Source organism: Azospirillum argentinense (assembly GCF_000632475.1).
In the GTDB taxonomy this organism is placed as follows: domain Bacteria; phylum Pseudomonadota; class Alphaproteobacteria; order Azospirillales; family Azospirillaceae; genus Azospirillum; species Azospirillum baldaniorum.
Genome location: NZ_CP007793.1, coordinates 2,350,328 through 2,361,524, shown reverse-complemented (window position 1 = coordinate 2,361,524; position 11,197 = coordinate 2,350,328). Strand labels below are relative to the sequence as shown.

14 protein-coding genes are annotated in these 11,197 nt (G+C 70.3%); 4 read left to right on the top strand and 10 right to left on the bottom strand.

Features of this window, described 5'->3' with window-relative positions; genetic code table 11:
• Positions 1 to 153: 153 nt before the first annotated feature.
• From ABAZ39_RS11130 to ABAZ39_RS11120, 3 genes are all read left to right on the top strand, one after another.
• Complete coding sequence (locus ABAZ39_RS11130; protein WP_038529381.1) at positions 154 to 987, top strand: PAS domain-containing protein; 834 nt, start codon at positions 154 to 156, stop codon at positions 985 to 987.
• A gap of 47 nt (positions 988 to 1,034) precedes the next feature.
• Positions 1,035 to 1,385 carry a hypothetical protein gene (locus ABAZ39_RS11125; RefSeq protein WP_038529378.1) on the top strand — a complete coding sequence of 117 codons (351 nt, stop codon included), beginning with the start codon at positions 1,035 to 1,037 and terminating at the stop codon, positions 1,383 to 1,385.
• A gap of 72 nt (positions 1,386 to 1,457) precedes the next feature.
• The gene (locus ABAZ39_RS11120; protein WP_038529375.1) at positions 1,458 to 2,186 is read left to right on the top strand and encodes an MgtC/SapB family protein; all 729 of its coding nucleotides are present in this window, start codon (positions 1,458 to 1,460) and stop codon (positions 2,184 to 2,186) included.
• A 26-nt stretch (positions 2,187 to 2,212) separates the two neighbouring features.
• On the opposite strand, the gene ABAZ39_RS11115 is transcribed toward ABAZ39_RS11120, so the two are convergent.
• The 4 genes from ABAZ39_RS11115 to msrA all read right to left on the bottom strand — a co-directional run bounded on the left by ABAZ39_RS11115 (position 2,213) and on the right by msrA (position 6,467).
• Positions 2,213 to 2,704, bottom strand: a complete 492-nt coding sequence (locus tag ABAZ39_RS11115) for a DinB family protein (RefSeq protein WP_038529372.1) — start codon at positions 2,702 to 2,704, stop codon at positions 2,213 to 2,215.
• 130 nt (positions 2,705 to 2,834) lie between these two features.
• On the bottom strand, positions 2,835 to 4,910 hold the full coding sequence (locus ABAZ39_RS11110; RefSeq protein ID WP_038529369.1) for a DNA translocase FtsK: 2,076 nt from the start codon (positions 4,908 to 4,910) through the stop codon (positions 2,835 to 2,837).
• Entirely contained in the window at positions 4,907 to 5,620 is a 714-nt protein-coding gene (locus ABAZ39_RS35530) for a PAS domain-containing protein (protein WP_144243509.1), read from the bottom strand. The genes ABAZ39_RS11110 and ABAZ39_RS35530 overlap by 4 nt, the downstream gene beginning before the upstream one ends.
• Before the next feature lie 205 nt (positions 5,621 to 5,825).
• Complete coding sequence (msrA, locus tag ABAZ39_RS11100; protein WP_144243508.1) at positions 5,826 to 6,467, bottom strand: peptide-methionine (S)-S-oxide reductase MsrA; 642 nt, start codon at positions 6,465 to 6,467, stop codon at positions 5,826 to 5,828.
• A gap of 165 nt (positions 6,468 to 6,632) precedes the next feature.
• On the opposite strand from msrA, the gene ABAZ39_RS11095 reads away from it, so the two are divergent.
• Positions 6,633 to 7,079 carry an RNA polymerase sigma factor region1.1 domain-containing protein gene (locus tag ABAZ39_RS11095; protein ID WP_038529366.1) on the top strand — a complete coding sequence of 149 codons (447 nt, stop codon included), beginning with the start codon at positions 6,633 to 6,635 and terminating at the stop codon, positions 7,077 to 7,079.
• Positions 7,080 to 7,091: 12 nt separating this feature from the next.
• On the opposite strand, the gene ABAZ39_RS11090 is transcribed toward ABAZ39_RS11095, so the two are convergent.
• From ABAZ39_RS11090 to ABAZ39_RS11065, 6 genes are all read right to left on the bottom strand, one after another.
• Positions 7,092 to 7,955: a TrmH family RNA methyltransferase gene (locus ABAZ39_RS11090; RefSeq protein ID WP_038531292.1), complete on the bottom strand. Its 864-nt coding sequence runs from the start codon at positions 7,953 to 7,955 to the stop codon at positions 7,092 to 7,094.
• Positions 7,956 to 8,023: 68 nt separating this feature from the next.
• Complete coding sequence (locus tag ABAZ39_RS11085) at positions 8,024 to 9,007, bottom strand: SDR family oxidoreductase (RefSeq protein ID WP_038529363.1); 984 nt, start codon at positions 9,005 to 9,007, stop codon at positions 8,024 to 8,026.
• Between the two features lie 85 nt (positions 9,008 to 9,092).
• On the bottom strand, positions 9,093 to 9,671 hold the full coding sequence (locus ABAZ39_RS11080) for a YqaA family protein (RefSeq protein ID WP_038529360.1): 579 nt from the start codon (positions 9,669 to 9,671) through the stop codon (positions 9,093 to 9,095).
• A 109-nt stretch (positions 9,672 to 9,780) separates the two neighbouring features.
• The gene (locus ABAZ39_RS11075; protein WP_038529357.1) at positions 9,781 to 10,026 is read right to left on the bottom strand and encodes a hypothetical protein; all 246 of its coding nucleotides are present in this window, start codon (positions 10,024 to 10,026) and stop codon (positions 9,781 to 9,783) included.
• An 87-nt stretch (positions 10,027 to 10,113) separates the two neighbouring features.
• Positions 10,114 to 10,509, bottom strand: a complete 396-nt coding sequence (locus ABAZ39_RS11070) for a c-type cytochrome (RefSeq protein ID WP_038529355.1) — start codon at positions 10,507 to 10,509, stop codon at positions 10,114 to 10,116.
• A 57-nt stretch (positions 10,510 to 10,566) separates the two neighbouring features.
• Positions 10,567 to 10,974, bottom strand: coding sequence for a winged helix-turn-helix domain-containing protein (locus tag ABAZ39_RS11065; RefSeq protein ID WP_038529352.1), 408 nt, complete (start codon positions 10,972 to 10,974; stop codon positions 10,567 to 10,569).
• Positions 10,975 to 11,197: the final 223 nt, after the last annotated feature.

Below are 11,197 nucleotides of genomic sequence, written 5' to 3'. Positions count from 1 at the left end.
AACATCGCCAGCGGGCGGCGAGGCAAGGCTTGAACCTGCGCCGAAAGGGCGTCATCAATCGGGGTGCGCCGGAAACCCGGCGTGTTCCGAATTCGTCCAGCGGGAGAAGCCCGCACACCTGATTCTGATTGCCTCCGGAGTTCGCACCCGACGATGACCCACGCTTTCGCCAAGGACAGCCGCGCCTGCGCCGCCTGCGTTTCGTGGGGGGGCGACCGCGCCCTGTCGGACGACAACACGCTCGTCCATGTCGACCGCTACAGCGCGGAGGGGGAGTGCCGGACGGCGACCAGCCAGGATTACCGGAAGGTCACGCGCTCCTACCACACCTGCCCGACCTGGGCGCCGCTGCCGATGCTGAAGAAGCATGGCGGCCGGCCGGAGCGCCAGCCGGTCTTCGCCAGCCGCCCGGCGCCCGCCTCCGCCATGGCCTCTGCCGCCGTCAAGCCGGTGCCTGAGGTCGCGGCGGCCGCGCCGGTGCGCGTGGTTGCCGCCGCCCCAGCCGTTCCGCTGCCGCCGCCCGCACCGCCGGTCTGCCGGTCGGAGCCGCTCGACCTCGACCAGATCCCGCAGATCGCCAGCCTGCTCTACGTCCACTGGCGCCGCGTCCTCCGCGGGCGTCCGATGCCGGAAGCGCGCGACATCGACACCGCGCAGATCCGCGAATGCGTGCCGCGCCTGTGCCTGATGGAGCCGCTGCGCGGCGGCGAGGATTTCCTCTACCGCGCCTGCGGGCGGGCGGTGCAGCGCCGGATCGGGCAGCGCGCGGTGCCGCGCCCGGTCAGCGACTGCCACCCCGCCGAGGCGGCGGCGCGCTTCAACGCCGATCTGCGCGCCTGCCTGGAGACGGGGGAACCGCGTGGCCTTCTGGTGCGCGACGACCCGATGCTGCCGGGCGCGCGCTTCGTCGAACTGCTGCTGCCGCTGTCCGACGAGGACGGCCGCCCGGCCCGCGTGCTGGCCTTCCGGCACGTGCCGGGGGGCTGACGGAGGCCGCGGTGCCCTGGAGCGCGCAGCCCCCACCGGAGTCTCCGATGCCGACGCCCGGCGAAGGCAAGCCGGCCGGCGGCGCCGACATGGTGGGGGTCTGGCCGTCCGCCGTCTGGATCGTCGTCGGCACGCTCTTCTATCTGGAGCATCCGCAGAGCTTCACCGGCTGGAAGGGCGCGCTCTATTATGTGGTCGGCACCGCCGTCGTGGCGCTGGTGATCGGCCTCGTCAGCCTGAACCTGCGCCGCGCCATCGCCGGCATGCTGGCTGAGGTGTTTCCCCGCCGCGACCGCTTCACCGACCTCATGAGCCTGATGCTGCGGCTGATGCTGGCCACGGCGGAGGGCATGCTGGTGGCGCTTCTCGCCCGCTGGACTCTGGGCGGGCTGGGGTAGGGTGATCCTTCGCCAACCAATCGGCGCTACACTGGACGTCCCGGGACCGGTCGTCCCGGGGGAAGGGGCGTCATGCTGAACCTGTCCGCCTACTGGTCACCGGCTGAACTGGCCGTCAACGGGGTCATCCTGCTGCATCTGGTCGGGGCGCTGGGGCTCGGCATCCTGATGGGCTACGAGCGCTCCTTCCACGGGCGGGCGGCGGGGATGCGCACCTACGCGCTGGTCTGCCTCGCCTCGACGGCGCTGACCGTCGTCAACGCCTATCCGGGGCTGTGGTATGGCGGCATCGGAAGCGGAAACGGCGGGGGCGGTGACCCGACGCGCGTCATCCAGGGCATCGTGACCGGCATCGGCTTCCTCGGCGCCGGAGTCATCATGCGGGAGGGCTTCTCCATCCGCGGCCTGTCCACCGCGGCGTCGATCTGGACGGCGGCGGCGATCGGGGTGACCGTCGGGCTGGGCTTCTACGCCGCAGCCATCGGCTTGGCCTTTCTGGTCATTCTGGTGATGAGCGCCTTCCGACGTCTGGAGGCGGTGCTGCCCCACCACACGGTGGTCCAGGTGATGCTCGTCTTCGAGCGCGATCAGGCGCCCCCGGCGGAGGTGCTTCGCGTCAAGGCGCTGGAGCACGGCTACGAAATCGTGTCCTGGGCCTTCCACCTGCGCAACGGCAGCGGTCATCTGGAATACCAGCTCACGCTCCAGGCCAACGGCACGCCGGACCCGATGGAGCTGATCGACAAGCTGGCCCGCACCAGCCGGGTGGTGGAGTTCCGCCTGTCACCGTCGCGGATGTGAGGGGCGGATGTGAGAGGCCGGCGTGCCTACTTGTCCAGCAGGAAATAGGCGAAGTCGATGCTGGGCGCGGCCAGCCCGAACTGCGTCAGCAGCGTGTGCGCCTGCCCACGGTGGTGGGTCTGGTGGTTGAACAGATGGGCCAGCACCGCGGAGAAGGGCATGGTGAAGGCCTGCCCGGCCAGTGAGCGGTAGTGGAGGTCCGTGGCGAAGCGCGCCTCTTCCTGCTCCGCCACGACGCGGATGATGCGCTCGTCCTCCGCTTCGCGGACGGCGCGCAGCTCGTCGAAGCCGTCATAAAGGATCTCGTCGAGGGCAAAGGGCGTCGGCCCGTCCCCCTCGATGCGGCGCAGCCACACCCGGTCGGCCACCAGGATGTGGTTCAGCGTTCCCCGCACCGAGCGGAAGAAGGCGCTGCGGTCCTCGCGGTACTGGGCGTCCGACAGCTCGGCCGCCACCGCGTAGAGTCGGCGGTTGGCCCAGCGGTTGTAGCGCGCGAACCGTTCGAAATGCGCCTTCATCGCCCTCTCCCCTGTTCCTAAAGCGAATTTTCATTCGCTTTAGACTCATATGGCCTCATTCGCCGGCCGGGCTTCGGCCGCATGCGCGGCCGGGACCGCCGTCGCGGTCCAGAGCGGAATGCATTCCGCTTTAGACCCCCGCGCGCTTGGCCGACAGGCCGGCGGGGGACAGCAGTACCTCGCGCTTGCCCTGGTGGTTGGCTTGGCCGACCACGCGCTCCGTTTCCATCCGCTCGACCAGACGGGCGGCGCGGTTGTAGCCGATCTGGAGCTGGCGCTGGATGAAGCTGACCGACACCTTGCCCTCGCGCACCACGAGGTTGACGGCCTGCATGTAGAGGTCGTCGCCGGAGTTGCCGCCGCCGCTCTCGTCGTCCTCGTCGGCGACCGCCTCATCCTCTTCCTCGGTGATGGCGGTGACGTAGTTGGGGGCGCCCTGCGACTTGATGAACTGCACGATCTCCTCGACCTCCGAATCGGAGACGAAGGGGCCGTGGACGCGGGTGATGCGGCCGCCGCCGGCCATGTAGAGCATGTCGCCCTGGCCGAGCAGCTGCTCCGCCCCGGCTTCGCCCAGGATGGTGCGGCTGTCGATCTTGGAGGTGACCTGGAAGCTGATGCGGGTCGGGAAGTTGGCCTTGATGGTGCCGGTGATGACGTCCACCGACGGGCGTTGCGTCGCCATGATCAGGTGGATGCCGGCGGCGCGGGCCATCTGGGCGAGGCGCTGGATCGCCGCCTCGATCTCCTTGCCGGCGACCAGCATCAGGTCGGCCATCTCGTCCACGATGACCACGATGTAGGGGAGCGGCGTCGGCTCCTGCGGGGTCAGGTCGAAGACGGTCTCGGCCTCGCCGGGGACATGGCGGCGGGGCATCGGCTCGCCGTTGGCGATCATCTCGGCGATGCGGGCGTTGTAGCCCTCGATGTTGCGCACGCCGAGCTTGGACATCGCCTCGTAGCGGCTCTCCATCTCGCGCACGGCCCAGCGCAGCGCGATCACCGCCTTCTTCGGGTCGGTCACCACCGGGGTCAGCAGATGCGGGATGCCGTCATAGACCGACAGTTCCAGCATCTTCGGGTCCACCATGATGAAGCGGCAGCGCTCCGGCGGCAGCCGGTAGAGCAGCGACAGGATCATCGTGTTGATCGCCACCGACTTGCCCGAGCCGGTGGTGCCGGCGACCAGCAGGTGCGGCATGCGGGCGAGGTCGGCGACCACCGGCTCCCCGCTGATGTCCTTGCCGAGCGCGATGGCGAGATGGGCCTGCGACTCGGCGAAGGCCGCATGGTCGAACATCTCGCGCAGATAGACCATCTCGCGCACCGGGTTCGGCAGCTCGACGCCGATCACGCTGCGGCCCGGCACGATGGCGATGCGGGCGGTGACCACGCTCATGGAGCGGGCGATGTCGTCGGTCAGGTTGATGACCGTGGCCGACTTGGTGCCCGGCGCCGGCTCGAACTCGTAGAGCGTCACGACGGGGCCGGGGCGCACGTCCATGATCTCGCCGCGGACCCGGAAGTTCCGCAGCACCGTCTCCAGCATCCGCGCGTTGCGGGCAAGGACCGTCTCGTCATGCTGCTGGGGCGGGCGCGGCGGCGGGTTCTGGAGGAGCGTGGTGCCGGGCAGGGCGTAGGGATCGTCCTCGCCGGCCGGCTCGCCGTAGGCCGCGCCATCCTCGTCCGCTTCGTCCCCGTCCAGGCCCTCGTCATCCAGGCCCTCGTCATCCAGGCCATCCCCGTCCAGCGCGACGGGTTCGGCGTCGTCCTCGGTCTCTCCGTCCTCATAAGCGAGGGTGTCGTCCGCCGCGTCCTCGGACTCCGCGTCCTCGGGCAACTCCTCGGCGTCGGGAATGAGGACATCCTCCACGTCCGCAGGCGCGTCCATGGCCGCATCCGAGGCCAAGGCCGGGGGAGCCGTCTCGGCTGCGCGCGCCTCGTAGGCCCATTCGACGCCGGACAGGAAGGCGAATCCGGCGACCACCGCCAGCGCCTCGTCGCCGAGGTTGGTCGAATAGACCGTGCCGGCGCGCGGGGTGCCGGGAAGCACCTCCACGTCCCACAGCAGCCGCCCGTCCGGGCGCGCGTTGGGGATCAGGTTGAAGGGGCGGCCGTTCAGCGCGCACCACAGATTGAACTCGTCGGCGGTGACGACTCCCGACTGGGTCGCGGGCGCGGTCAGGTGGGGCGTGCGCGGCGTCATGCCGGGGCTCCCGGTTTCTGTTCGGTGGAGAAGGACTCGCCGTCTTCGGCGTCGTCGGGGGTGTCGTCGTCGGTCTCAGCCTCGGTCTCGGCGTCCTCGTCCGCAAGAGCCTCGGGGTCGGGGGCCGCCGTGCCGTCCGCATCCGGTTCGTCGCCGTCCGGTTCGCCGCCGTTCGGTTCATCGTCATCCGGCGCGTCGACGTCCAACTCCGCCTCTTCGTCCGTCTCCTCACCCGCCGCGGCGGGGATGAGCGCGGCGCAGGGCGGTTCGTCCGGCGGCAGTTCGTAGGCGGCGACCAGGATCTTGTCGATGGTTTCGCCGTCGCTGGACATGGGCAGCGCCAGCCGCTCCCAGGTCCGCATCACGCCGCTGAAGTCGGCGGTGTAGACACGGGCGACCGGCAGCCGTTCGCGCAGGAGCGAGGCGTATTCGGGGCGCAGGATCGCCCGCTGCTCCTCCGGCAGATCATCCAGCGTGGCGCCCAGGCGCGAATGCCCGAAGGCCGCGGCGAGCGACTGGCCGTAATAGGAATAAACGAAGTCGTCGTCGCCGATGACCTCGAAAATCACAATATTATCCTTCCACGGCCGCAAATCGGCCGGGGCGACGGTGCTGGACACCGGCGGCTTCCCGCCGATGCATTTGGTGAGCCAGAAGTCAAGCAGGCCGCTCAGGTGCGGCGTCGCCAGCTCGGTTCTTTCCTTGATCATGGATTGGGCGCGGAATTCTCGGGCGGCGCCCCGCGGGGCTACCCCCTGGAGCTTTCATGGACCGCCGGAACCATACCCGGAAGGGACGGGCAGGCGCAACCGCAAGGGACCGCCCCGTTCAAGCCGGCTTAACCCTGTCGCCCGGATGCCGCAGTGGGGGGCGGGAACCGTCTCCATGGTTCAGCCCCCGCACCGCAAGACCGCGTCACGCCGCGCAGGTCACCCCGGTCCCGCCCAGCCCGCAATAGCCCGCGGGATTCTTGGACAAATACTGCTGGTGATAGTCCTCGGCGTAATAGAAGGGCGGGGCCTCGCGCAGCTCCGTCGTCACCGGGCCGAACCCCGCCTGCTCCAGGCGGGCCTGATAGGACTGGCGGCTGGCCTCGGCGGCGGCGCGCTGGGCGTCGGTGTGGGTGTAGATGGCCGAGCGGTACTGGGTGCCGACATCGTTGCCCTGGCGCATGCCCTGGGTCGGGTCGTGCGCCTCCCAGAAGACGCGCAGCAACTCCTCGAACCCGACCTTGGCCGGGTCGTAGACGACGCGCACCACCTCGGTGTGGCCGGTGCGGCCGGAGCAGACTTCCTCATAGGTCGGGTTGGGGGTGTGGCCGCCCTGATAGCCGACCATGGTCGACCAGACGCCCGGCACCTTCCAGAACTTGCGCTCCGCCCCCCAGAAGCAGCCGAGCCCGAAGTCGGCGACCTCCAGCCCCTCCGGATAGGGCGGGGTCAGCGGGTTGCCGTTGACGTGGTGGCGCGGCGGCACGGGAACCGGCGTGTCGCGTCCGGGCAGGGCCTCCTCCGCGCTGGGCAGCGCCGGGGGCTTGCGCATGAACATTCCGAGCATCTCGGCCTCTCCGATGGCGTAGGATTTGGGAATGGGGATTTGGGGATTATGTCGGGTCGCCCCGCCCCGGAGGCAAGTCGGCGCCTTTGCACGGGAGCCTTCCGCGGCTCCGCCTGTTTACCCTTCGGAATGTTCAGTCCAAGGTGGAAACGCGGGGAGAGAATCATGACGATCGATGACACCACCCTCCAGCGCCTGATTGCCAAGGGACGCCAGCACGGCAACCGGCTCAGCGTCGAGCAGCTCGGCCAGGACGTGCCGGTGGAGACGATGACCCCGGAAGAGGTCGCCACGGTGGTGGAGCAGCTGGAGGCCGCGGGTATCGACGTGGAGCTGACCGACGAGCGGCTGAAGCGCCCGCGCGGCGGCGGTGGCGACTACCAGCGCGGGGCCGGGGTGGTCACCATCGCCAGCCCGGCGGCGCCAGCCGTCTCCGCCCCCGGCGCCCGTCCGTCCGAACATGGCTGGGCCGACGAGGGGCTGGGCCACGCCCACGGCGCGCATCACGGCTCCCGCCGGGCGCCGACCTGGGACCGCGGCGGGGTGGACATGCTGCCCGTCGTCTCGGTCATCGTGGTGGCGCTGGTGCTGATCATCGCCCTGGGCGGCTGATCCGCCAAGCCGTCAGCCCGGCTTCGCCAGCGCGTGGATGAGGATGGCTGCGGTCGCCGCGACGTTCAGCGACTGGATGCGGCCGGTGCCCGGCAGGGTCAGGATGTCCTCGCAGGCGGCGAGGGTGGCGGGGGGAAGCCCGTCCTCCTCGTTGCCCAGCACGACGGCGGCGGGTCGCTCGCCCTTGGTGAGGACCGCCGGGTCGGTGACCACCGCCCGGCCGCGGCCCAGCGCCGTCCCGGCCACCCGGTAGGACTCGCGCAGCCGCTTTAGCACCATCGGCAAATTGGCCGCCCGGTACAGCTCCACCCATTCGAATCCGCCTTCGGCCACCCGGTAGGCGGACTCCGACGGCAGGGCCTGTCCGGGATGGTCCGACACCACGACGCGCCGCAGGCCGAAGAAGGCGGCGGTGCGCAGGATGGCGCCCAGATTGTGCGGGTTGCCGACCCCGTCGAGGATCAGCAGCGGCTGCCCGTCCATCGCCCAACGCTTCGCCGCCTCCACGTCGAAGGCGGGCACCGGGCGCGGCGCGATCAGCGCGACCACCCCGCCGTGCAGCACCGTCCCGGCGACTTTCGCCAGTTCGTCGGCCTCCACCATGCGGTAGGGCTTGCGCGCCGCCGCCATCGCCTTGCAGAAGTCGCCGGTCTTCGCCTTCAGCCGCTCCTCGAAGAACAGCCGCTCCACTCGCGCCGCGTCATGGGCGAACAGGGCGGAGACGGCGGACAGGCCGGCGACGCGGAACAGTTTGCCCGGCTCTTCCCGCACGTCCTCCCGGCGCACGTCCTTGCCGGCGCGGGCCGGACCCGGACGGGAGAGGCGGGCAGGGGAGGAGACGGGCGGACGGCCGCGCGGGGTCGTCGGCTTCGGCATGATGGACTCGGGGGCTTTGGGGGAACGGGCCGGCATTCTGGACCAACCCGTTCCCGAACTCAAAGCCCTCAGTGGTTTCCGTTCTTGCTCCGCGCGTAGCCGGCGTAGGCCGCAGCGGCGGCGGCCGCGACCCCGGCGACGAGCAGCGGCGACACCCAGGCGGGCGGCGGGGTGCGGAAGCCGCCGGTGACGCCGCGGCCGCGCTCCACCGGACGGAACAGGTTGCCGTCGCTCGCCGCGGCGGGCGGGGTCCGGCTGAAATGGCGGTGGGCGCCGTGGCCGGCGATCTTCTCCATCAGGCGCGGTGCCAGCGCGTGCCCCAGCCGGGTCAGCGGCGTCATCGCCCCGACCATCGCCTGGGCGCGCGGGCGCAGGGCCACGGCCAGCACGGTGTCCGCCACGTCCTGCGGGTCGTCGTAGAACGGGCTCTCCGCGTCCAGCTGGTGGCCGGTGTAGTTGGCGCCGTGGGACATGCCCGGCGTGTCGGTGAAGAAGGGATAGACGCCGCAGACATGGACGCCCGGCGCGTCGACCAGTTCCGCCCGCAGGCTCTCTAATAGCCCTTCCAGCCCGAACTTGCTGGCCGCGTAGGCGGCGGCGTAGGGGGCGGGCGCCCAGGCCCCGACCGATACGGTGTTGATGAGCACCCCATGGCCCTGTCGACGGAACAGCGGCAACACGGCGTGGGCGGCGTGCAGCGGGCCGAACAGGTTGGTTTCGACGACGCGGCGGTGCGCCTCCAGCGGGGTGTCCTCGAACCGCCCGACGGCGCCGACCCCGGCGTTGCTCACCCAGACGTCGATGCCGCCGTGCAGCTGCATCGCCCGGTTGGCCAGCCGCCGCACCGCCTCGGCGTCGGTGACGTCGGTGGGCACGACCTCGGCCTCGCCGCCCAGTTCCCGGCATTCCTCGGCGACCTCGCCGAGCAGGGCCTCCCGCCGGGCGGCCAGCACCAGCCGGGCGCCCTCCCGCGCGAAGGTCAGGGCGGTGGCCCGCCCGATCCCGCTCGACGCGCCGGTGATGACCACCACGGCCCCGCGCACGCTGTCCATCCATCCTCTCCCGTCAATGCCTCGATGCGGCATCAACAGGACAGGATGGCCCGGCGTCGCGGTGCTGTGGTTGGGTTGCCCCGGATCAGATCAGCTTGATCGCCAGGAAGCCGCCGATCAGCGCGACGGCGAAGGCGGTGGTGACCAGCGTCAGCCGCTTCTCGATGAAGGCGCGCACCGGCTCGCCGAACCAGTAGAGCAGGGCGGCGACCAGATAGAAGCGGATGGCGCGCGACAGGATCGAGGCGCCGATGAACACCCAGATGTTCAGCTTTGCAACACCTGCGGTGATGGTCAGCAGCTTGTAGGGGATGGGCGTCATGCCCTTGATGATGAGAATCTCCGCGCCGTATTCGACGAAGGTATGGCGCAGCGTCTCGAACTGGGCTTCCAGGTGGTAGAAGTCGATGACCGCCTTGCCGATGGCCTCGTACAGGAAGAAGCCGATCATGTAGCCGGCGACGCCGCCCACCACCGAGGCCAGCGTGCAGATCGTCGCGATCCGCCACGCGGCCTGCCGGTTGGCGAGCACCATCGGCACCATCAGGATGTCCGGCGGGATCGGGAAGAAGGAGCTTTCCGCGAAGGAAACCCCCGCCAGCCAGGTGGTGGCGTTCTTCGAGGCCGCCTTGGCCATCGTCCAGTCGTAAAGGCGCTTCAGCATGCCGGTCGCAGCCCGTGTTGTGCCGGTGAGGGAGCCCCTGTTTTAGCGGGGGACCGTGTCAACGGCTACGACCAATTCGGGGCGGCCCCGGAAAGGCTACGCCATCGGCCTAGCGGGACGCGGGCCTGTTTCCGGATTCGGCGCTGTCCGGTTCCGCCTGCTCGGGGTCGGCGCGCGCCACCGGATCGCAGTCGCCGTCGCGGGAACCGCCGGGATGGCCGCCCGGCATGCCACGGTAGCGCGTGTCCGGGTTGGACCCGCCGCCGCCGCTCTGCTCGTCGCACAGCCGCCCGATGTCGGTCTTGTGAATGTCCTTGGGCTCTGCGCCTTTTTGTCCTGCGGTGTCGTCGGCCATGGCCGTTCTCCGGCTGCGGGGGGAAACCGGGCAACAGGCCAGCGCCGCCGCGGTTCCCGCCCCGCCCAGCTTCCGTTTCGCCGGCGCTCACTTGGTCGCGGCTTCCAGATAGGCGATCAGGTCGGCCCGGTCCTCCGGCTTCGCGACCCCGGCGAAGGCCATGCGGCTGTCGGCAATGACCGCCTTCGGGTTGGCGAGATACGGGTCGAGCGTCTTGGCGTCCCACGCGATGCCGGAGGCCTTCAGCCCCTCGGAGTAGTTGGCGTAGGTTTCCACGGTGCCGGCCTTGCGCCCGAACAGCCCGTGCAGCGTCGGGCCGACGCGGTTCTTGCCCGCCTCCACCGTGTGGCAGGCCTTGCACTGACGGAACAGTTTCTCGCCGTTCGCCGGATCGCCGTCGGCCAGGGCCGGGAGCGGCGCCGCGGCGAGAAGGACCAGGGCGGCCAAGGCTACAGGGGCGGCGGTGCGGGCGGCGGTGCGCATGGGTCGTGGGCCTCCTTCGTTTCGCCGCGGCGGAAGGTCGCGGCGTCGAGGGAGACTTTACGGATCGCCGGAGTCCGGGCCATTGGACTTTGGATCAGCGGAGTCCGCGCCCTTTTCGGGCGCCGCCTCCGGCTTCAGCGCCTCGTCCAGCCAGGCGAGGTGGGGTGCCGCGGCGCGGCGGGCCTCCTCCTCCATGCGGCGATAGCGGGTGATCACCTCCTGCCCGAAGGCGGTCAGGCCGGTCCCGCCGCCCTCCCGCCCGCCGACGTTGGTGCGCACCACCGGCTCGCGGAAGGCGGAGTTCATGGTTTCCACCAGGAACCACGCGCGGCGGAAGGACATGCCGAGCGCCCGCGCCGCCGCTGAGATCGAGCCGGTGCGGTCGATCTCCTCCAGCAGGGACACCTTGCCGGGTCCGATGGCGCCGGAGGGGTGGAGGAAGCGCAGCCGGATGTCGGTCGTCATGTCCTGAAGTCTCGCCGGGAAACGGAAGGGTCTCCGCCCAAGGTATCATCTGTCGGCCAACGGTCGGTCCCGAATCTGGGGCGGGCCGCGTCTGCAACCAAAGTCGAATTTACCGGCCTTCCCAGAAACCGCGATAACGGCGGGGCGCTGTGACGGATACCGATCATCGGACGAACGGACACAGGGCGCACAACCCGCCAAACGTCATTCCACGACATTCAGT

Excerpts from the sequence above, each read along its gene's own strand:
- ABAZ39_RS11130 (WP_038529381.1), top strand. The coding sequence starts at position 154 with ATGACCCACGCTTTCGCCAAGGACAGCCGCGCCTGCGCCGCCTGCGTT.
- ABAZ39_RS11125 (WP_038529378.1), top strand. The coding sequence starts at position 1,035 with ATGCCGACGCCCGGCGAAGGCAAGCCGGCCGGCGGCGCCGACATGGTG.
- ABAZ39_RS11120 (WP_038529375.1), top strand. The coding sequence starts at position 1,458 with ATGCTGAACCTGTCCGCCTACTGGTCACCGGCTGAACTGGCCGTCAAC.
- ABAZ39_RS11115 (WP_038529372.1), bottom strand. The coding sequence starts at position 2,704 with ATGAAGGCGCATTTCGAACGGTTCGCGCGCTACAACCGCTGGGCCAAC.
- ABAZ39_RS11110 (WP_038529369.1), bottom strand. The coding sequence starts at position 4,910 with ATGACGCCGCGCACGCCCCACCTGACCGCGCCCGCGACCCAGTCGGGA.
- ABAZ39_RS35530 (WP_144243509.1), bottom strand. The coding sequence starts at position 5,620 with ATGATCAAGGAAAGAACCGAGCTGGCGACGCCGCACCTGAGCGGCCTG.
- msrA (WP_144243508.1), bottom strand. The coding sequence starts at position 6,467 with ATGCTCGGAATGTTCATGCGCAAGCCCCCGGCGCTGCCCAGCGCGGAG.
- ABAZ39_RS11095 (WP_038529366.1), top strand. The coding sequence starts at position 6,633 with ATGACGATCGATGACACCACCCTCCAGCGCCTGATTGCCAAGGGACGC.
- ABAZ39_RS11090 (WP_038531292.1), bottom strand. The coding sequence starts at position 7,955 with ATGCCGAAGCCGACGACCCCGCGCGGCCGTCCGCCCGTCTCCTCCCCT.
- ABAZ39_RS11085 (WP_038529363.1), bottom strand. The coding sequence starts at position 9,007 with ATGGACAGCGTGCGCGGGGCCGTGGTGGTCATCACCGGCGCGTCGAGC.
- ABAZ39_RS11080 (WP_038529360.1), bottom strand. The coding sequence starts at position 9,671 with ATGCTGAAGCGCCTTTACGACTGGACGATGGCCAAGGCGGCCTCGAAG.
- ABAZ39_RS11075 (WP_038529357.1), bottom strand. The coding sequence starts at position 10,026 with ATGGCCGACGACACCGCAGGACAAAAAGGCGCAGAGCCCAAGGACATT.
- ABAZ39_RS11070 (WP_038529355.1), bottom strand. The coding sequence starts at position 10,509 with ATGCGCACCGCCGCCCGCACCGCCGCCCCTGTAGCCTTGGCCGCCCTG.
- ABAZ39_RS11065 (WP_038529352.1), bottom strand. The coding sequence starts at position 10,974 with ATGACGACCGACATCCGGCTGCGCTTCCTCCACCCCTCCGGCGCCATC.